Below are 19,779 nucleotides of genomic sequence, written 5' to 3' on the forward strand. Positions count from 1 at the left end.
GCGATGCCTCCTGTAGCATCCAGTCAAAATGACGGGATCCCTACGGGAGGGGATGAAGTGGGTTACATGAAGATCCGGGCAAATCCTTTGTTTCTGAGCACCGCGATACTGGCATCCCTTTACCTCTCATCTCCTGCCCGGGCTCAGGTGCACGACGATCAGAACAACAGTCAGCACTACAATCTCGAAGCCGGCGAACTTGGCGACGCACTCCAAGCCGTCAGCCGCCTTTCGGGTCGCGAAATTATCTTCAGTTCGGAAGCGGTGATCGGCCGGCAAGCTCCCTCACTCAAAGGGGCCTACAGCGCGGACGAGGCGGTGCGTCGACTGCTATCCGGTTCCGGGCTGAAGGTAGAATATCGAAAGGACGTCATCCTTGTCGGGGGGCGAGCCAAGGGCGCGGCCGACGCGCCCGAAGCCCCGGCAATGAATGCGGATATTCTTGTCACGGCGTCGCGCATCAAGGGAGCGCCGAGTCCCTCACCAACGGTCATCAAATCGCGCGAAGATATCGCAAATTCCGGCGTGACCGATCTCGGGACCTTTGCGCGCACGCTTCCGCAGAACTTCGCCGGTGGACAAAATCCCGGCGTCGTCGGGAATCCCGGACAATCGGAGAACACAAATTCGTCGTCGGCCATGAACCTGCGCGGACTTGGGCCGGACGCAACGCTTACGCTGATCAACGGGCACAGAATGGCTTATGACGCCGTGTCTCAGGGCGTCGACATCGCGGCAATCCCGTTGGTGGCCATCGAGCGCGTCGACGTTGTCACCGACGGCGCATCCGCCCTCTATGGTTCCGATGCTGTGGGCGGCGTTGCCAACGTGATTCTCCGGCGAGACTACGACGGCCTGCTCACATCCGCGCGGCTGAGCGCCGCAACCGACGGCGGCGATGTCGAAAGACAGGTCAGCGCTGTCGCCGGAAAGCGCTGGAGTTCAGGCGGGTTCATGCTCGCCGGCGACTACCTGCATAGTTCGGCGATACTCGCCAGCCAGCGCAGCTACACGCGCCAGATGGACGGATCTGCCACGCTTCTGCCGGGGCAGAAACAGTACAGCGCAGTGCTTGCCGGTCACCAGCAACTCGCCGCCGATCTCGAATTCGAGATCGATGCCCAGTTCAACGAACGCAAATCACATGCCTGCAACCCCTTCCTCGCCACCGCGAGCTGCCTCGTCAGCGGCAACTCCATAGACCGGCGGGTGCTTGCGTTCTCTGTAAGTCCGTCGCTTCGACTCGAGGTCTCGAACAACTGGGATGTACGCCTTGCAGCAAGCCACGGTGAAAGCTCCACCAAGGTGGACACCCGGGCCTTCAGCGGCGGCAACCTTACCGCCCGGTACTTTCCCGATTACGAAAACAGCCTCGATGCGGTGGAACTGGGTTTCGAAGGCCCGCTGTTTGAAGCCCCGGGGGGCGAGGCACGGCTCGCGCTCGGGGGCGGTTTCCGCCGCGTAACGCTCGACGTAGATTCCAGTCAGATCTCCGGCGGTGTGACGAGGCAAACCTACCTGTTCAGTGAATCGCGCGACACGTACTTCGGTTACGGCGAGATGCTGCTGCCGCTGGTGGGCGCCGGCAACCCCATCGCAGGGATACAGCGCCTCTCGCTATCGGGCGCTGTGCGCTATGAACATAACCAGGGTTTTGGCGAACTTCTGACCCCCAAGCTGGGTCTTATCTACGCGCCGATCGAGGACGTGACGCTCAGTGCGACATGGGGACGTTCGTTCAAAGCGCCGACGCTCTATCAGACCGGACAGCCGCTCCAGGGGTTTCTGGTGCCGGGCTCCCTGTTCACACCGAGCGGGCCTGACGGCGCACCCGCCATCATTCTGAGCGGGGGGCGTGCAGATCTCAGGCCCGAAAAAGCGAAAACCTGGACGGCGACCCTGGCGATAACCCCACGCGCAGTACCAGGCCTCAGGGCGCAGGCCAGCGTGTTCGACATCCGCTACCGCGACCGGGTCGTCACCCCGATTGCCAACCTCCTCAGCGCATTTTCCGCCCAGTACGCAAGTCTCTCGGAGCTTTATCCTAGCCAGGCGGCGATAGCCGAAGTCATCGCGCGGCTTCCCGACGGTCTCATCAACCAGACCGGCGCGCCTTTTGATCCGGCCTCGGTGACGGCGATCGTCGATGACAGTCTGCGCAATGCGGCGCGCCAGCGCGTCCGCGGCATCGATCTCTCCCTTGCCTACACAGCTGACATCAGCAGCAGAGACAAAATCGATTTCGAAGGGTCGGCCAGCTATCTGGAAAGCCGCCAGGACCTCGGCGAGGGCGCGGCAAAAATCGAGCGAGCCGGCCGAATTTTCAATCCTCCGCACTGGCGCGCCCGAGGATCCCTGGCCTGGACACGCGACAATTTACGGATCGGCGGTGTTGCCAGCTATATCGGAGGAACGACCGACGATCGGAGACAGGTTTTCCGCAAGGTCGGCAGTTTTACGACGCTGGATGTAACCACCCACATCACCTCAAAGGATGAGCGTGGCACGTTTGCCAACCTCGAGTTCACGCTGGCCGCGCTCAATGTCCTCAACGAAAAGCCGGATCTGATCCTCGTCAGCAGTGCCGCGGCCTACCCCTACGATTCCACCAACTACTCGGCGGTCGGCAGGATGGTCAGCCTCACGATCAGCAAGCGCTGGTAAACTCCCATGGTCATGCGAGTGCTATGCGCTGCTCTGGCGGCGGCGGTTTCCGCTATCCTTCTTCATCCCAGCGCGAAAGCCGCGACGGTCCTCCCGGACTGTTCCGACCTCGTGCAGGGCAAGCGCGTTTCAAGCGGCCCCGTCACCGCCCGCGATCTCGTGACCCTCGCCGACGTAGGGCCCGACGCCCCTGATCCCGGCGAAGGACACATCTTCTCAATCTCGCCCGACGGGCGGTGGATCGCGCTTCAGGTCCGAAAGGCCGATCCGGACGCCAATGGCTTTTGCCAGGCGCTGGTGGTTCTGCCAGCGGATGGCCCGGGTCCGGTTCGTATCCTGGACAGGGGCGGAGAGCTCATTCTTTCAAGAAGCGATATGCTGGGCCGAGCGGGCGTCGCGACAGGCCTTGTCCGGACGATCGAACCGGTCTGGTCGCCGGACGGCCGGCGCATCGCCTATCTCAAGCAAACCCAGGGGACCATACAGGTCTGGATCGCCGAGACCGATGGCAGTGGCAGCCGCACGGCAACGAGCGGCAAGGTTGAGGTGGATCGTTTCGCTTTCGATGCCGACGGGCGCACCATGATCCTTGCGCTTCGTCCCGACCTCACTGCACAGCGGGAGGCCATCAAGCGCGAAGAGCGATCAGGCTACCGGTTCGATGCCCGGATTTCGCCCGGAGCAGGTGCCGTCCCGTTTCCCCGTCCGGGCAGCGAGCACGCCTATGTCGCCGTCGGTGAGGACAAGCGCATGGTCCCCGCGACACCGGGGCAGATCGCTCGGCTTGGCAGCCATGGAGGAACACCTCCCTTGTTGTCGGAACACGGCAGCAGAATTGCGCTGGCACCGACGAGCGGATTCCCCCTGCGACCGGACGTGCGGCTGCAAGTGCAGGATGCAAAAGGCCGCATCAGGCCTTGCGCTGACATCGCCTGCACCGGAGCCGGTCTTGTCGCCTGGTGGGCGGGCGACGGCCGCCATGTCCGCATCCTGCGCCGCGAAGGCCGGGTAAACAACGTAACCACGGTCTACGAGTGGCGGCCCGGCGCGAGACACGCGAGGCGCTTGATGGCGACGACCGCGCTGCTCACGGATTGCCAACCGCACGGAAACGACCTTTACTGCCTCGAAGAGAGATCACTCGAACCTCGGCGGCTGGTCCGCTTCGATCCGTCGGCACAGCGCAGATCGGTGCTTTTCGATCCCAATGCCTCGTTTGCCGCCTTGCGTAAGAGCCGAGTGAAACGTCTCTTTACCTGCAACAGCTTCGGGATCGAGACGTTCGGAGATCTGGTCTATCCGCTGGGGTATCGCGCCGGCAAAACCTATCCGCTCATCGTGGTGCAGTACACGTCTCGCGGCTTCCTTCGCGGCGGAACCGGAGACGAGTTTCCGATCCAGGCCTTTGCCGCGCGAGACTACTTCGTGCTCAGCCTGCAGCGACCCGATGCCCTTGCTCTGACCAGCAATGCCAGGACAAGCGAGGAAGCCGAAAAGCAGCTCCTGAACGGCTTTCGCGATCGCCGCACTGTCCTTTCCTCGATCGAAAGCCTGCTCAGACCGCTGATCGCGCAAGGTCTGGTCGATCCGGCACGAATTGGCATCACCGGTCTCAGCGACGGCTCGTCGACGGTACAGTTCGCAGCCGTCAACGGCACCATGTTTGCAGCCGGCTCGGCGAGCGGCTGCTGCTGGGAACGCAGCCAGGATTTTCTGCTAAACAAGGGCGTGGCCGATCATTTCGCGCGAAGCGGTTGGCCGCGCCTTCTCGATAAGCGAAAGGATTTCTGGAAGAAGATTTCCCTCGCACAGAACGCGCGGGACATTCGCTTCCCCCTGCTTCTGCAGATGGCGGACACGGAATACCTCGGCGCTCTGGAAAGCTTCACCGCGCTGCGCGAAGCCGGCCATCCGGTGGACATGTATGTCTTCCGCGATGAACACCATATCAAGTGGCAACCGGCACATAAGCTAGCCGTCTATGAGCGAAACCTGGCCTGGTTCGATTTCTGGCTCAAGGACGTGGCTCCGCCCGGCCGCACCGAGCGAGAGAGTTGGCTCCGCATGAAGCGAGACTGGAAATCGAAACCTCGAAGTACTGCGCGCGGAGTTGCCTTCGAGCCCGATCAACCGGCATGTGACCGATGCTGCCCCTTCCCGCCCCCTGCCCTAGAATTCGGCGCCACTGCGCTCCCCGCAGGTCGGAGAGTTTGTCTGTGACGATCGGACCATCCAGTGCTCGATCCAACCTTCCATATCGAGGAAAAACAGCAGCGGCACGAACGAAGGGCCACGATCTGCCGCACCGGGCCGCAAGGCTTGCTCGACTGCAGCGAGGTCAATGATGCCCCGCTCCGCCAGGCGTCCGCCGAGGAGCCGATCGCGTATCTGCGGAAGGTTGGCTTCCAGCACCGCAGAGGCGAAGCCATCCGGACCGCCCTTGACCCGCCGATCGGCCACCATTGCCGGTAGCCGGTCGCGATAGGCGCGGCGCGCCACCGCTCGGTCCCGCCCGCCTGAAAAACAAAGCCAGGTCGGGATAGCCAGGCATTCCTCAAGGATGGGCTGGGAAAGTAGCGGGTTGACGACGAGAGGGCCGGTTATCGGATCGAACCCTTCCACGTGGTTCTGAATGCGCAGAATCATCGCGATATGTGCAGCCTTTCCCGGAAGCGCGCCGGGCGGGGCATCGAGCCAGGGGTGCTCGGGCGACGCCTCTGCACATTTCCGGATGGTCGCATCCGAAAGGAACCGCAGATCCGGACGCCACTCGTAGCGCGATGGGCCACGTGCAATCTTCCGGGCCTGACGGATCGCCGCTGCAAAACTGCAGCCGGTAAGCGCGCAGATGTCGCGCAGAGCCTGCCATGCCTCGCCTATCGATGCTCCCGAACGCCGCAAGTCGATCAACCCCCGCGTCGACTGGCTGAGGAAGAAGACATTGTCGCCGCCGTTGCCGGTGAAGAATGCCTCCGCGCCGCATCCCTGCATCGCCCGGCTTACCGCCGCGTTGTAGGCCTGGGATTGCGTGCGCCCGGACGGAAACGCCAGGTGGGAGACGCAGGATTTGACCGGGTCTACGTCTTCGAGGGCATAGTATTCCTCGCGCAGCGTCACGCCAAGATGCTCGCAAAGCGCGCTCGCATAGCCTCTTTCGTCGCCGGCCGGATCAGGCGCCACCAGCGTAAGTCCCGTCACTGCCTGCTCTCGCCCGGCAAGGCAGGCTGTGACGATCGAGGAATCGAGACCGCCCGACACGCCGACCAGAATCGAGGAAAAGCAGTTAGCCCAGGCTTGAATGCAGTTCCCGGTCGTGCGCGAAAGAGCAGCGGCGACCTCGTCCAGGCTGCGGGGGACGGAGGCCGGCTCTACAAAATTCCACGGATTCCAAAGCGTCTCGCAGAGAATATCGCCTGCTGTCACTTTCAGGGCAGAGCCTGGAGAAAGGCGCCGAGCTCCGGCAAGCGGCGCGTCGGGCAGCGGCAGGTCCGCCAGATAGATGTGGCGCGCCAGCGCCTCGTCATCGATCTCACCGGAAATCGCCCCGGCATCTTGAAGCAGCGCCGCATCGGAAGCGACGAGGACGAGCCCGTCTGCCTCAGCGTAGTGCGCAGGCGTGGCGCCGGACGGATCGCGTATGACCATGACAGCATCAGCCGATAGGAGCACCGCGACATAGCTGCCCCAGTACCGCTGGAGGAGCCGCTTGGCCGGCTGCGGCCCGAGGTCGAGCTCCTCCTCATAGCCTATCGGCCGGGCGCTGCCGAAGCGGTGGAACAGAGTACCGCTGACAAGTCCGCACCCCACACGATACAGCGCCTCGCTGCGATCGGTCAGTATGACGAGCCGGTCCTGTTCGGCGCGGTAGGGAAGCCCGGTAAGACGAGCGATTCTCTCGATATGCGCTTCGCTGGGGCATTCGCCCCGCGGCACCAGAATAAGGTAGCGATGCCCTGTCATCGGACGAGTATCGGCGTAAACAGACGGGCGTGATCGATGTTGTCATTGAGCACTGTTCCTCCCGACTGCACCCAGCAATGTGCCGCGAAGGGATGGCTTCTGACCCCAATCACGAACTGCGGCCGGTGCCCGTTCGCGTAGGCATCGAGGAGAAGTGCCAGTGAGCGTGGCAGGCAGCGATCGGCGTGCCCCAGAAACAGCCCGGCCCTTTCATGAAAGGCGGCAAGAGCTTCCAGACTGTGGCCGGATCGGTCGTCCCTCCGGTTTTCGCGGCGCCTGCGTCTCAAGATCTCACGGAGAATTTGGGCAAATGTCATCCGCGCCGTCATCCTTCTTGCCGCGAGTTGCCGGACGGCCGACCTCGCGGTTCCCCGCCATCCTACCGCGTCGCCCGCGGCGCTGAACGCTGCCTGGAGGGGATCGACGGTCGCTGTCGGAGCAAACACGTCGCCTTTCCCGGCGGGGACGATCAAGGCGCAGGCGAGCAGCTTTCCGATATCGAGGCGTTCGTCCTCATCTGACCCTCCGGCGGCCGCGAGGCGTGCCAGGGTGGCGGCCGACTGCCCGGCTGCTGCGAAATAGCGGCCGCTCTCGATGTCGAGGAACAGGGCCCGGCCATCAAGGAGGCAGAGATGCAAGCCAGAGCGCAGGCGGTAGTACATGGCATTCCCTTCGACCTTACCGAGCGTGCACTCCCCTCGCGCGAGGGGAGTGCACTCATGACGCCATCAGTCGTCGGAAAGACCGACCGGCTGCTGCTGCGGGCCGTTGGTATCGTTCAGAAGGACGGATCCGCCCTTGGTTTCCTCGACGATCGCGCCGAGATCGGCCAGTTCTTCAGCGGGCTGTTCATTGCGGTTCATGGTAGTTTCCTCTCGTATTGACCGCAGGATTGCGGCAGCCCCTACAGTACCTCTCAAGTCGGCCACGAAGACGCAGATATTCTACGCCAGGTTGGCGTAGAATACTGGGAGACCTCTTCCCATCTGCTGGAAACCGCGACGCTGTCCCCGTTGCTCCGTTTTTCTCGCGAGCCTCGCGGGGACCGAAAATCACGGCCCGCGCGCCTAAGTCAGGCGCTGCAAGCGGCAATTCGCCGCGTATGATAGGCAGCAATACGCCTGCGCAGCGCTTTCTGGAGGTCCGAGACGGCGGGATTGAAGAGCCCTTGGAGCTCGCGAGTCGCATCGGCGAGGCTCATCGGATTCATGATCCGCAAGTAGTGCGTCTGCGCATTGATCGCGGCGATGGTCTCACTTGCGCGGTTGTTGCCCGTAGCACCTGCAAGGCGCTCGAAAAACAGACCGGTAAGCTGTGCGACTTCCACTTTATCCGCCGGCTGCGGATCCGGCGGAAACCCGCCGAGAATCCGGCTTATGGCATCTGTCTTCAGAACCTGGACAAGTCCGCTCAGCAGATGTGCGCTCCAGGCATAGAGCTGCGCCTGCTCGCGCGCGCTGTAGAGGGTTACCATAAAGCCCCCCTCGCCGTGCCGATCCAGCAGTCCCTCTCCCATCAGGCGGCAGGCAGCCTCCCGCACCGGGGTCTTGCTGGTCTTGAAGCGATCGGAGAGCATCTGTAGATCAAGTTTCTCGCCGGGCGGCATTACACCTGCGAGGTAGTCAGCCTTGAGCAAGGCGTAGATGCGTTCCTGAAGCTGGGGATCAAGCGCTGCCATTACCCGGCTACCTTCCTTTGAAGATGCGTTTGTAGTTCCACCGTGCGCCATGCCGGGGTCAAAGCACGCGTGAGATGCTCGAGATGCTTGTGCGCAATGACTTCGATGCAGATACGCTCGAGGTCGCTGAGATCGCCGGTCGCAAGTTGCCGGGGAAAGGACATCTGCTGCCCGGCAAAGAGGAGTGGAAACAGGATGGGGCCGGTGGAAAGCCCAAGCTTGAAGGTGCAAAGCAGATGGTCATCTAGCCGCGCCCTCGGATTTCCTCCCTCTATTTCGCGTAACCACCGAACGCCCATGCCAAGATCGCGGGCAAGATCAGCTTGCGTTATGCGCTTTCGCTTCCGTGCCTCTTCGATCTGCCGTCCCGACTGCACCTTGACGTAATCGAGCGGACTTTCGGCAACGGCAGCCGCGTTCGATTGCGACATATCCGTGTCTCCTTTACGGGGAGAAACCGCCCGCCAAGGCCAATTCATCGAAGTTAGCTAGGGTGTGCATACCACCACTGTCAAATGGAACCTCAGACAACTTGTCTGAAGTACAGCAACCTGGTCAGTAAAGTGATCCGATTACCGGCGATCGCATCTCACGAAGAGGTGATCACGCGGTCGTAGGCAGCCAGGACATCGCCGCGCTGCGCGCTGACGAGCTGGGTCAGCGCGGCTAAATAGATAGCGCCCAGCGTCGGTGCTGGAGAGCCGACGTCGCTCCGGCGATAGTGCTCGATAATGCCGGCGGCCATAATACCCAAACGGTGCGGCGCACCGAGATGATGCTCCTCGGCGCCGGCCAGCCCATGGTCGATGACGGATCTCAGGCTGTCCGATACCTGTTCGAACGGACAGGCGGCGAGGTGCTCGACGGCCACATGCAACGTCGTTCCCCAGGCCAAAAGCGCACGGGTCTGCTGTATCAGCCGGCAATGCGAAGCGATCAGCACTTCGAGACCTGCCGGTGACAGACTGAGTTTGAACGTTCGAGTTGCTCGGGCCATGACCACTCCTGGATGAGGATTTCCTCGCCTCTTCACAGCTTCTCGCCGGTAAAAACACATGATCGCAGGGCGGAACCGGCACTGAAATGCCGTTTCTGTCGAAATCCGTCACAGCGCCGCCTGTTTCAGACCTATCTGAGATAGAAACGGTTTCTTCCGGCTTTGTTTCACCGCTCCGGCACCTTGGTGCCCTGCGCCTTGCGCACTCGCCGGCGCCGTGGTGCTATGCCTTCACGGACATCGCAAAGCCCCCGCTCCGCGGGAAGCGAGCCCGGGATCATCGATCATCATCCGTTCCGCGCGAGATCAGCGCTGCGAGGAGATAGGCCTGATGTCACTCTTGCACCCTCTTATCATGCTTGCCGGCATCGCGGTACCGCATCCGCTCAGCCCGGCTGCCCAACCGCCGGCCTTCGAGCGCAAGGCGCCGCCTGCAGACACTCTCGAAATCGTCCAGCACGGCGGCGCTTTCGTGATCCGGCCTGCCGTCGTTCCGGTCATAGCGTCCGAGCGCCATGCCATCGAACTCGGGAACGGCTTGCAGCTCGATCCCAGGCTGTTCACGCGGCGTCAGGAGGCCGGACGTGCTGCGCTTCGCTAGGCTCATCGGCGGCGCGGCGTTGGCGGCGCTCCTGTGCGCCGGCGCCGGAGCTGAAGTCACCTCAAATCTCGGGGGCAACAACGGCAATCGCGGCGGCGAAAAAGCCAGCGGAGGCGACGGCGCAGTGCTGAGCGCTGCTGCCGCTCGGGCCGAAACGCAGCTGCGGCAGAGCTTCACCAACCTCGCCTTCGAGGATTTCGCTCTGTCTCCGCTGCGCGGTCCTGTCTATCAGGCGCTAGCAGGGGGCCGAATGATCTACTTCGCTCCCGACAGCGAACACCTGATCTTCGGTGTGTTATACGACCGCAGCGGCGCGAATCTGACGGCCTTCGCGCAGGATGCTTCCGCAAGGAAGCGCATGGGCGCAATCGCACCTGCCGACGCCTTGCGGATCGGTCCCGAAGGCGCCCCCAAGGTAATCGAGTTCACCGATCCCGATTGCCCCTACTGCCAGGCGCTCGAACGCTTCTGGCTCGCGAGGACGGCCGAGGGTCAGCCGGTACAGCGCCAGGTCTACTTCGTCAGCGGCATCCATCCCGGCGCGGCCGCAAAGGCAGAGCACATCCTGTGTTCGCCCGATCCCGAACGCGAGTTCCGTGCGATCTATGCCGGTGCCGATCCCTCCCCCTTGCGTAAATGCAAGGAAGGCGCCGATCGCGTGGCGCGCATGGCGCAGGCCATCGGCAAGATGGGAATAACCGGAACGCCGACGCTGGTCGCAGACGGCAAGCTCATTTCCGGATTTCAGCAAGGCGAACTGCAGGCCTTCCTCGATACGGCCTATTCCAAGCCCGCCAAGGATCCATGACCGGGGTGTCCGGCGCCCGGACGCCCGACTGACGCCGGCCGCGGTTATCGCGCCGGCAAGACCCAGAATGCCGACGACTGCGTCCCGCCATGGAGCCGTCCAGCGCAGCCGGCGGCCGGACACGACACCAATCGCTGCCGGCAAGGCATCCCCACGAGGATGGCTCCCTTTCAAGGAGACCTGAAATGAAGAAACTTGTCCTGGGAAACGGCCGCCGCGCCCACGCCGGCGCCGTTCTTTTTCTCCTCGCGGCTGCCATCGGTGCCGGAGCGGCCCATGCCTTCTCTGCCCCCGCCGCGGGCGACCTCGGTTACGACATCTACGATATCGTCGTGAACCAGGGCGTGAAGGGCCCGCTTGGCTTTGTGGGCGGTGTCGCGGCGTTCCTGTTCGGCGTTTCGCGCCTGTTCTCGAATATCATGATTGGTATCCCCACGATCGTGGCGGCGGTCTGCCTCATCAAGGCGGACTCGATCCTCCAGACTTTCGGAATGGTGATCTGAAGCATGCGCCGCCCGGCCGCGGATAGCGCGCTGGTCGGCCAAACCCACGTGAGGCAACCCCGCCTCGCGTTAATCACGCCGGCACAGGCGTGGTGAAGCAAGGGAGAAGAGCGTTGGACGAACGTCTGCCTCAATACCTGCACCGTCCGGTCCAGATCCTCTGGTTCGACAGCCAGGAGTTCATCGTCGTCATGGCCACGATCTTCGTTGCGGCCATAGTCGGCGGGATCATCGGCTGGATGTTCGCCGGCGCTCTTCTCTTCTTCCTCCCGTGGAAGCGCTCGAAGCCGCGCGGGTTCATACCGCATCTCGCCTGGCGCTGGGGACTGGCACGCCTGCGCCGCTATCCCGGCCCTACCCAGACCCGCTTCTTCGAGTAGCGCGCGGTGGTCTTTCCCTTCCGCCGCCGCCGCGAGCCCGAAATGATCGGCGACACGCGCCCGAGCTGGCACCTTCATCGCTATCTCAAGGGCTCGGCCAACCTCTTCGAGGAAAACCGGCTGCTCAAAGTCGCGGTCGTCGGCCTCTTCGGGATCACAACGGTCCTGGGCGGCGCGATCTACACGTCGAACCAGAACCAGCGCACTGTCGTGGTTCCGTTCGGCGCCGGTGGCGATCTCTACGTTACCGGAAACATGCCCTCGGCGGCTTACCTGCGGACGATGACCTTCAACATCGTCTCGCTGGCCGGCACCTATTCTGCCTATTCCGCCGATCGCCAGTTCCAGGAACTACTGAGCCTTGTCCATCCCAGCACCTACAACGCGGTGCGCGACAGTCTCAGCCGCCTGCTCGACGAGCTCGCGACGAACCCGACGCTTTCGATCTCGACCTACATCCGTTCGGATCAACCGGTCACCTGGACGAAAAGCGAAATACTCGTGCCCGTCGAGAAGGTCCGCGTCATCGGCGGCGTCATCCGCAAGTTCCGCGGAAACCTGCGCATTCGCTACGCGATCGACAGCGGTCGCTTCTGGCTCATCGCCCTCCAGGAGGAGAACTTCGATGCCGACATCCGCTAAAGCGCGTTTGCTCGCGATCCTGCTCGCCCCGCTCACTCCGGTGTTTTCGGCCGAAGCACAGGCCCAATCCGCGGCAATCTCGGCCTTCCCGGAGCAGACCAGCCATATCCGCTTGTCGAACCGCGATGTGAACCATCTCGTTTGCACAGGCGGTGAGATCGAGGACGTGCGCTTCTCAGCCGAAAAGGGTCTCGCCGTTGAGCGCGGCGGCGCGGACGCCTGGATCAAGTTCCTGGTTCTAGAGACCGAGGACATGGGCCTGAAGACGCGGACCTACGTGACGGCACCATCGGAGTTCTTCGTTACCTGCAACGGCGCGGTATACCCGCTCTACGCCGAGCCTTCCGACATTCCTGCCCAGACCGTAAACCTGCTCCCCGGTCAGGCCCAGCGTGCGCGCAGCAACGAAGCCCTGCTCGCCCCTCTTGTCGAGGAAGAGCGCGCGGTCGGTATCGCACTGGCCGTCTTGCAGGACCGCATTCCCGCCTCGTTCAGCGAGGCCGCGCCCGCGCGGCAGCCGATCCTGCTCGAGAACCTCCCGCAACTCTCGCTTGCCGAGCGCCGCCGCCTCGAGATCGAGGGGACTGGCCTGTCGATCAGCGAGTATCTCGTAACAGCCGCTGCGCCGAGCCCAACCCCGATAACCCTCGATGAGCGGGATTTCCTCGATGTCGCGCTCGGCGCCGACATCTTCTCGGTGACCCTTGATCGTCTCACGCTCGGGGCAGGTGCAGATGCCGGTCCCGGTGTCGGGGACGCTGCGCGGCTCGTCGTTGTTCGCAGGAGCCGGCAACCATGAGCGCTTCACCCGAAGATCGGCCCCCGACAGCACAGGGGCGCAGCCAGGCCCACACCCCGGCAGCCGCAACCCATCATCACCAGAGCCTCGCTGATCGCCTGGTCTCCGAAACCCGGGACAAGTGGTCCGGCCTTACCTCCGATCAGCGGCTCCGCATCAAGCAGGCCAGTGTCCTCTCCGGGATCGCCCTCCTCGGCATGGGCCTCTATGCCGCGAGCTCGAGCGGCGAAAAGATCGCGCCCAAGGCCCCCGAGGCCTCCAAGCTCGACATGGGCGCGGGCCTTCGCGGGGACAGCCTCGAGGTCAAGCTGCGCGGCGATCTTCAAAAGATCCTCGACGGCCAGACCTTGCTCGGCGACCGGGTTTCCGCGATCGAGGAGGGCAAGGTCGTGCCGGGCTCCCTTTCCGGCCCGCACGGGGATAGGCACGCGGGCGCCGACGATGATCTGCCTCCGGCGATCCCGGTCGATATTCCCGACTTTCCTCCTCCGCCGCCCGAAGTGCAGGCAGAGATGGGGCACCTGCCCGCACCGCCGGCAGTTCCAGGTGGCACCGCCGCCGCGCCGCCGGTCCCGCCGAGCGAACGACAAGTCGGCGCGATCGGCTCGGCAACGACCGCGCTCCCTGCGGAAGGAGGCACGGCCGGCGCGGCTCGCCCAAAAAAAGCGAGCCGGACGATCTATTTGCCGCCTGGTTTCATGAAAGCGCGGCTGCTGACCGGTATCGACGCGCTGGCGAGCCGGGACGCGACAACCAACCCTGAGCCCGTCATCGCGCGCGTCCAGGCGCCTGCGGTTCTGCCCAACGACGTCAAGGCCAATCTCTCCGGCTGCTTTGTCATCGGCAACGCCACCGGCAGCCTCGCCAAGGAACGGGTCGAAGTTCAGCTGGTCTCGCTCTCCTGCGTCGACTTCGAGGAACACGCCGTCGTCGATCAGCCGATCAAGGGGTTCTTCGTCGATGCCGACGGCAAGAAAGGACTGTCGGGCCGGGTCGTGACGCGCGCCGGCGCCACGCTCGCGCGTTCCTTCATCGCCGGGACCATCGCGGGGATTTCGCAATCTGTCGAAGGGACCTTCGGCAACCTCTCGACCTCGGCGCTCGGCAGCGTGCGCTCGCTCGATGCCGGAGACGCGGCCAAGGCCGGAATTGCCGGAGGGCTCTCACGCTCTTCCGACAAGCTCACCGACTTCTACCTCGATCTCGCCCGGCAAGCCGGCCCCGTTGTCGAGGTAGGCGCCGCGAAGGATGTCGTCGTGGTCATCCAGGAAGGTCTCACCCTCGAGATCAAACCGTCTGTCGGCGCCAAGCTGTGACGCGGCCCAATTCCCACGCATCAGGAGACAGGTTCATGGTACCGATCTGGTCTGCCCGAGCGCGCAGCCGCGCGCCGCTTCTCGCCCTCTCGCTCACCGTCCCCCTGCTACAGGGCTGCGCCGCAGTGGGCTCGATGATGTCGCCCTATTCGGAAAAGTTCTCGTGCAAGAACGAGGATCACGGGCAGTGCATCCATCCCGAGCGCGCCTATGAAGATGCTCTCGCAGGCGCCGTCTCGAAATCCGATCCCCGCGTAACCACTGGCGGAGCAAAAGCCGCGAACACCGCCGCGCGGCGAAAAGGCGCGGGGACAGCGGGCTATGAAGGCTACCGCAACAGCGTCTACCGCGAGCTGAAGGGGCTTATCGACGAGCCGGTCACGCCGATGCTGAAGCCCGCGCGAACCGTGCGCACGCTGATCCTGCCCTACGCCGACCGGACCCGTCCGGACCGGCTCTACATGCCGCGCTATGTCTACTCCGTGCTCGGCCGCCCCGTCTGGGTCGTCGGCGGCACGCTGGTGCGCAGCCCCAGCGCCGCAGCCCATGCGCCGGTGCTTGGACAAGTGAAAGAAGCCGCTGCCGCACCGGCTGGGGGCGAACCGCAGCCTTCGGACGGGGAGCAGGATCGATGACCGCCGCCTCCGATCTCACATACTCGAAGCTGCGCAGCGCGGTTCGGCGCGACAGCTTCTCGCAGTTCCTGCCGCTGCTCGCATGGGACCAGGACACCGAGGCCTTTCTCTGCATCGACGATACCTGGGGCCACGCCTGGGAAATCGAGCCGGCGGCCTACATGTTCGCCCACGTGCAGTCGGCGCTGCAGGGTCTGTTCAACATCCACTTTCCCGACGGAACGGTCCTTCAGCTCCACACCTTTGCCGATCCGCTCATCGATGATGCGCTCGATGCCTTTCTCGATCTGAAGCTGCGGGACGATCCGCTGATCCAGGCCTCCGCGCGGCGCACGCATGCCTATCTCGGCGAAGGTCGCCATGGCCTGAAGGCACTCCACGGCATCCCGGTGCGCAACTTCCGCACCCTGCTTTCGATCAAGACCCGGCGCCCGCTCGGCGAGGACCTGCGCCGCCAGGTCGAGGAACAGCTTTCGAAACTCGGCATCCGGCGCCTGGAACCGGAAGAGACGGTGTCCTTCTACCGCCGCGTATTCAACGGCGTCAGCAAGCCTGCGCCGGGGGTCTTCGCCGGCGGCAGCGAAGTCGGCGCGCCGCCGATCGCCCGCCAGATCATCGATGCCGGTCCCGACCTGGTGTTCGAAGGCCCAGAAGTGTTCCTCGGCAACCAGGTCGCGCGGTGCCTGACGCCCAAGGCACCGGCCCGGCGCATTACCGCTGAACGGGCCAACCGGCTGATGGGCGGCATGCGCGGCGCGTCCGAGGACAGCGACCAGATCGGCGGACCTTTTCTCTACACGCTCAATATCCTGTTCGATCACTCCCAGTTCGAGATCCACAAGCGCGCGCAGATTCTCTCGGCGCAGAAGGCGGCAGGAAGCTTCGCGATCGAGGTCGGCAAGCAGATCGAGGAGATCGGCTGGATACTCGACGAGGCCAGCAACTCGCGCTTCGTCCGCGTGATCCCGACGCTCTGGGTGTTCGGCCGTGACCGCGCCCATGCCCGTGAACTCGCGGCGCGGGCAAAACGCCTCTGGGAATGCGAGCCACTGCCCTTCTCGATGCAGGAAGAAAGCTATCTCAATCCGACCATGCTGGTGATGAGCCTGCCGTTTGGGCTCTATCCCGACCGCACGACCTTGCGCCTCCTCGAACGCGATTTCCGCATGCCCGCCAAAGCCGCGGTACTGATGGCGCCGGTCCAGACCGACTTTCGCGGCGGCGGGCGTCCCGCCCTCCTCTACACCGGCCGCAAGGGCCAGCTCATCACGCTCGATCTCTTCGACCCGGGGATCAACAACTACAACTTCGTGGTTTCGGCCGAGAGTGGCGCAGGCAAGAGCTTCCTCCTCAATAATCTTTGCCAGCAATATTATGCCTGCGGCGCGCTGATCCGGATCATCGACATCGGCGGAAGCTACCGCAAGCTCTGCACGCTGTGCTCGGGCCGGTACATCGATATCGGTGAAGAGCGTCTCGTCCTCAATCCTTTCGACATGGGCCTCGCGGTGGACGGCGACGACAAGCAGTCTGCCATCACCATGGCGGTGGCGATCGTTGCCGAAATGGCCAATGCCTCGACCCGCAAGGGCGTGACGACCTCGGAGTGGAATCTTCTGAAGTCAGCCGTCCAGTGGACGATCGATACCGGCCGGGCCGAACGCGGCATCGACGCCGTGAGGGAATGGCTCGGGACTTATCCCACGCTGGTGGGTAGCGGGCTCGACAGTGTCGATCACCTTCTGCCGGTCGCCCGCGAACTCGCTTTCAACTTGCGCGATTTCGGATCGAATGGCGCCTACGGCCACTATTTCAACGGCCGCTCCACCCTCGACATCCGCTCCGACGAGTTCGTGGTTCTCGAGCTGGAACGTCTGAAATCGATGCCGGACCTGTTCAACGTCATCGTCATGGTGGTGGTGAACGCGCTCACCCAGGAACTCTACCTTTCCGCGCGGGACCGCCCCCGCTTCGTGCTCTGCGACGAGGCCGCCCAGTTCATGACCCGTACGGATGGGCAGGACCTCTCCCGTCTCGCCGAAGCCTTCGGCCAGGGGTATCGGCGCGCACGCAAGTACCGCGGCTCGTTCGGGATCGTCCTGCAGTCGATGAACGACCTTCTGCTGTTCGGCGGCACCGGCCAGGTCATTCTGGAGAACGCCGCGACACGGTTTCTGCTCCAGGGATCGACCTATGACCGGGCGGTCGAGAACAAGATCCTGGACTACTCGGGCTTCGTTCTCGATCTCCTGAAATCGGTTCGGAATTCCAAGCCGAACTATTCGGAAGTCTTCATCGACTCGCCGCTGGGCCTCGGCATCGCGCGGCTCGTGGTCGATCCGTTCTCCTACTGGATCAACACCTCGGCGCCCGAGGATGTCGCAGCCTTCGAAAGCCTCATGCGGCAGGGCGCCTCGCCGCTGGAAGCGGTCTGCCGGCTTGCCGGCGTCGACCCGGCCGAAGTTCTCGGAGAGGTCCGGCCATGACCAGGCCCGGTACCGTCCGGGACGAAAAAGACGTGCTCGACCTCACCGAAGAGGTCATGCCCGAGATCGACAACCTCGTCGAGCAGCGCGTCGCCCAGCGTCTGAAATCCGAAGCGGTCCATTGGCGGCTTCGGCTGGTGGTCGCGGAGACCTGCATGATGGGCGTCCTCGTCTTTGCTGCGGGAAGCCTGCTGGGGCACCCGGCGATGCTCGTGCTGCGCGCCAGCCTCATGGTCTCAGGGTCCTGCCTTGCTACCGGGGTCCTGCTCGTCGGTCTATCGGCAGGAACCATGCGCCTTACCGATCGCGTCAGAAGGAGGCTTGGGCGATGAAGGGCCTGCTCTCTTCGTCCCCATCCGCCCCGGCGATCCGGCTGATCGTCGCAGGCTATCTGCTGATGCTGCTGCAGATCGTCCTGCTGCTGCTCGCGGCCAAACTCGATGCCCACGCGCGCATGCTCGTGTGGACGCTCTTCCCCTTGGGCGTCAGCTGCTTTGCCGCGGCGCTGGCAGGCTGGCCGGGAGGCCGGGAGGCCGGATCCCCGAAAGAAAGCACGTTCGAAAGGAAGTGCCATGATCGCTGAAACGAGGATCCGGCTGGGCCTATGCGGCCTGCTGCGCGGCACATCCATCATGGCGGCGAGCGCCGCCATGGCCTCCGCCGCTGGCGCAGCGCCTTCGAGCACCATCGGGCGCACCTGGCCCATCGCCGAACCGGACGCCCTCTCGGAAATCGAAGGCAAGGCGGCCGCCCTTCCCCCCAACCTCGGCGAGGCCTTCGGCCCGCGCGCGAGCTGGAGCGCGATGAAAGCCGCCGCTCTACCGGTGGCCGCCGCAAGCCGTATCCGAAACGTCGTTCCCTTCCATACGCTGGGTTTCGACATCGCGCTGCCGGGCGGAAAGACGCTCTACCCGAAAGGCTTCACCTTCAATCCGCTCACTTACGTGAAACTGCCGCAGCGGCTAGTCGTCGTGCACCCACGCGATCTTGCCTGGGCCCTCGGCACCGCGAGGCCCGCCGATTTCATTCTCCTCGCGGCGCACGGCAGCGACCAAAGCGATCCGATCGAGCTCGGAGAAAAGGCCGAACGGCCGATCTTCATCCTGGAGGAACGGGTGAAAGCCCGGCTTGGCCTTACGGTTGCGCCCGTCATCGTCGCGCAGTCCGGCATGCACCTCGTTCTCAGAGAATATGGCCGCGAAGCACTCAAGGCGCAGAAAGGGACAGCGCGATGAGCCGCAGGAACACACTCCTCCTCGCGGCGCTTGGCCTAGCCTGGATCGGGGTAATAGCCCTGCCGGATCGGGCGCACGCCTCAAAATGCGAGGCGGGCACGGTCTTCAATCCCATCACCAAAGTACGCTGGACATGCATCTTCCCGATCACCATCGGCGGTGTACGCGTCGGCAGCTACGACAAGCTCGACAAGGAACTCGACGCCCAGTCGGCCTCGAAGCCGCTCTGTGCCTGCCGCAAGGGTCTCGAGGTAACGCTCGGCATCAAGGTCTCGTACTGGTCGCCGAACCGGATGATCGACGTCGTCACTGAGCCGGGCTGCATGATGGCGCTCGGCGCCGACATCATGCCGACCGGCGGCAAGCTGCAAGGCAGCCAGTCGTCGATCGCGGACGGCACCCAAACCCGCAAGATGTTCGCGCAGATGCACTATTACATCTCGCCGGTCTGGGCGATGCTCGACATGTTCACCGACCTGCCTTGTCTGGAGAACGACGGCTTCGATGTTGCGCTCATCACCGAAGTCCTGCCGACCTGGCAGTCGGCCACGCTCGGCGCCATCATCCAGCCCGAAGGAATCCTGTTCGGCAATCCGGCCGCAGGTCTCGCCTGCATGGGCGACAGCGCGGCGGCCGCCACCGGCAAAGTCATCGACCCCCTGTTCTGGTGCATGGGCTCCTGGGGGGCGACTTATCCCATCGCCGGCGACATCCATTTTGGCGACAGTGTCGAAGCGTGGGCGGGCCTTGCCGCGCGCGGCACGTTCATGATGGGGCGCCTCGGCGCGCTCACTATCAGTTCTGCTGACGGGTGCTCGTTCATCCCGCAGCCGATCTGGACCAAGTCCCGCTACAAGCTTCAGCTCATGGAGCCCGTCAAGGGCGGCAAATGCGTCAACATAGGCCGGCCCGGTGCGCTGTGGAGTTCCGCCAAGCACGCGCCCGGCAAGGACAATGCCCAGTTCATGCTCTTCGAAAAGGTGATCTGCTGTGCCGGGATCTCGGCGCCATGAGCAGATCGCTTCCCCCACGCCCTGCACGGATCGGCCGCATTTTCCGGAGGTCTGTCCGCCAA

The 19,779-nt window shown here is 63.8% G+C and carries 21 protein-coding genes; 15 read left to right on the forward strand and 6 right to left on the reverse strand.

The features are described from left to right. Positions 1-66: 66 nt before the first annotated feature. Together ACI3K3_RS17490 and ACI3K3_RS17495 are read left to right on the forward strand one after the other, a co-directional pair. Positions 67-2,664 (forward strand): TonB-dependent receptor domain-containing protein, encoded by a 2,598-nt coding sequence (locus tag ACI3K3_RS17490; protein WP_404916020.1) that lies wholly within the window; start codon positions 67-69, stop codon positions 2,662-2,664. Positions 2,665-2,676: 12 nt separating this feature from the next. Then, a complete protein-coding gene (locus ACI3K3_RS17495; RefSeq protein WP_404915947.1) occupies positions 2,677-4,884 on the forward strand; it encodes an Atxe2 family lasso peptide isopeptidase in 2,208 nt (735 codons plus the stop codon). On the opposite strand, the gene ACI3K3_RS17500 is transcribed toward ACI3K3_RS17495, so the two are convergent. The 6 genes from ACI3K3_RS17500 to ACI3K3_RS17525 all read right to left on the reverse strand — a co-directional run bounded on the left by ACI3K3_RS17500 (position 4,834) and on the right by ACI3K3_RS17525 (position 9,299). Beyond that, positions 4,834-6,624, reverse strand: coding sequence for an asparagine synthase-related protein (locus ACI3K3_RS17500; RefSeq protein ID WP_404915949.1), 1,791 nt, complete (start codon positions 6,622-6,624; stop codon positions 4,834-4,836). The genes ACI3K3_RS17495 and ACI3K3_RS17500 overlap by 51 nt on opposite strands. After that, positions 6,621-7,286, reverse strand: a complete 666-nt coding sequence (locus ACI3K3_RS17505) for a lasso peptide biosynthesis B2 protein (protein WP_404915951.1) — start codon at positions 7,284-7,286, stop codon at positions 6,621-6,623. The genes ACI3K3_RS17500 and ACI3K3_RS17505 overlap by 4 nt, the downstream gene beginning before the upstream one ends. A 66-nt stretch (positions 7,287-7,352) precedes the next feature. Continuing rightward, the gene (locus ACI3K3_RS17510) at positions 7,353-7,487 is read right to left on the reverse strand and encodes a benenodin family lasso peptide (protein WP_404915953.1); all 135 of its coding nucleotides are present in this window, start codon (positions 7,485-7,487) and stop codon (positions 7,353-7,355) included. Positions 7,488-7,696: 209 nt separating this feature from the next. After that, complete coding sequence (locus ACI3K3_RS17515) at positions 7,697-8,302, reverse strand: GntR family transcriptional regulator (RefSeq protein WP_404915955.1); 606 nt, start codon at positions 8,300-8,302, stop codon at positions 7,697-7,699. Then, on the reverse strand, positions 8,302-8,733 hold the full coding sequence (locus ACI3K3_RS17520; protein WP_404915957.1) for a transcriptional regulator: 432 nt from the start codon (positions 8,731-8,733) through the stop codon (positions 8,302-8,304). The genes ACI3K3_RS17515 and ACI3K3_RS17520 overlap by 1 nt, the downstream gene beginning before the upstream one ends. Before the next feature lie 158 nt (positions 8,734-8,891). Then, positions 8,892-9,299, reverse strand: coding sequence for a hypothetical protein (locus tag ACI3K3_RS17525; protein WP_404915959.1), 408 nt, complete (start codon positions 9,297-9,299; stop codon positions 8,892-8,894). A 331-nt stretch (positions 9,300-9,630) separates the two neighbouring features. Between ACI3K3_RS17525 and ACI3K3_RS17530 the strand changes: the two genes are divergently transcribed. From ACI3K3_RS17530 to ACI3K3_RS17590, 13 genes are all read left to right on the forward strand, one after another. Beyond that, positions 9,631-9,900, forward strand: a complete 270-nt coding sequence (locus ACI3K3_RS17530; RefSeq protein ID WP_404915961.1) for a hypothetical protein — start codon at positions 9,631-9,633, stop codon at positions 9,898-9,900. Beyond that, on the forward strand, positions 9,884-10,708 hold the full coding sequence (locus ACI3K3_RS17535; protein ID WP_404915963.1) for a DsbC family protein: 825 nt from the start codon (positions 9,884-9,886) through the stop codon (positions 10,706-10,708). The genes ACI3K3_RS17530 and ACI3K3_RS17535 overlap by 17 nt, the downstream gene beginning before the upstream one ends. Before the next feature lie 185 nt (positions 10,709-10,893). Then, positions 10,894-11,211, forward strand: a complete 318-nt coding sequence (locus tag ACI3K3_RS17540; protein WP_404915964.1) for a hypothetical protein — start codon at positions 10,894-10,896, stop codon at positions 11,209-11,211. A 113-nt stretch (positions 11,212-11,324) separates the two neighbouring features. After that, positions 11,325-11,591: a type IV conjugative transfer system protein TraL gene (locus tag ACI3K3_RS17545; protein ID WP_404915966.1), complete on the forward strand. Its 267-nt coding sequence runs from the start codon at positions 11,325-11,327 to the stop codon at positions 11,589-11,591. A 42-nt stretch (positions 11,592-11,633) separates the two neighbouring features. Continuing rightward, entirely contained in the window at positions 11,634-12,233 is a 600-nt protein-coding gene (locus ACI3K3_RS17550; RefSeq protein ID WP_404915968.1) for a TraE/TraK family type IV conjugative transfer system protein, read from the forward strand. Then, positions 12,217-13,032: a type-F conjugative transfer system secretin TraK gene (locus ACI3K3_RS17555; RefSeq protein WP_404915970.1), complete on the forward strand. Its 816-nt coding sequence runs from the start codon at positions 12,217-12,219 to the stop codon at positions 13,030-13,032. The genes ACI3K3_RS17550 and ACI3K3_RS17555 overlap by 17 nt, the downstream gene beginning before the upstream one ends. Further along, the gene (locus ACI3K3_RS17560) at positions 13,029-14,348 is read left to right on the forward strand and encodes a TraB/VirB10 family protein (protein WP_404915972.1); all 1,320 of its coding nucleotides are present in this window, start codon (positions 13,029-13,031) and stop codon (positions 14,346-14,348) included. The genes ACI3K3_RS17555 and ACI3K3_RS17560 overlap by 4 nt, the downstream gene beginning before the upstream one ends. A 35-nt stretch (positions 14,349-14,383) precedes the next feature. Further along, entirely contained in the window at positions 14,384-14,983 is a 600-nt protein-coding gene (locus ACI3K3_RS17565) for a TraV family lipoprotein (RefSeq protein ID WP_404915974.1), read from the forward strand. Next, the gene (locus ACI3K3_RS17570) at positions 14,980-17,469 is read left to right on the forward strand and encodes a TraC family protein (RefSeq protein WP_404915976.1); all 2,490 of its coding nucleotides are present in this window, start codon (positions 14,980-14,982) and stop codon (positions 17,467-17,469) included. The genes ACI3K3_RS17565 and ACI3K3_RS17570 overlap by 4 nt, the downstream gene beginning before the upstream one ends. Further along, positions 17,466-17,801, forward strand: a complete 336-nt coding sequence (locus ACI3K3_RS17575) for a hypothetical protein (protein ID WP_404915978.1) — start codon at positions 17,466-17,468, stop codon at positions 17,799-17,801. Before ACI3K3_RS17570 ends, ACI3K3_RS17575 begins: the two co-directional genes overlap by 4 nt. Then, positions 17,798-18,052: a hypothetical protein gene (locus ACI3K3_RS17580; protein ID WP_404915980.1), complete on the forward strand. Its 255-nt coding sequence runs from the start codon at positions 17,798-17,800 to the stop codon at positions 18,050-18,052. Before ACI3K3_RS17575 ends, ACI3K3_RS17580 begins: the two co-directional genes overlap by 4 nt. Beyond that, positions 18,042-18,704, forward strand: coding sequence for a conjugal transfer protein TraW (locus ACI3K3_RS17585; RefSeq protein ID WP_404915982.1), 663 nt, complete (start codon positions 18,042-18,044; stop codon positions 18,702-18,704). The genes ACI3K3_RS17580 and ACI3K3_RS17585 overlap by 11 nt, the downstream gene beginning before the upstream one ends. Continuing rightward, entirely contained in the window at positions 18,701-19,717 is a 1,017-nt protein-coding gene (locus ACI3K3_RS17590) for a TraU family protein (protein ID WP_404915984.1), read from the forward strand. Before ACI3K3_RS17585 ends, ACI3K3_RS17590 begins: the two co-directional genes overlap by 4 nt. Positions 19,718-19,779 lie beyond the last annotated feature (62 nt).

Source organism: Novosphingobium sp. ZW T3_23 (assembly GCF_044987305.1).
In the GTDB taxonomy this organism is placed as follows: Bacteria; Pseudomonadota; Alphaproteobacteria; order Sphingomonadales; family Sphingomonadaceae; genus Novosphingobium.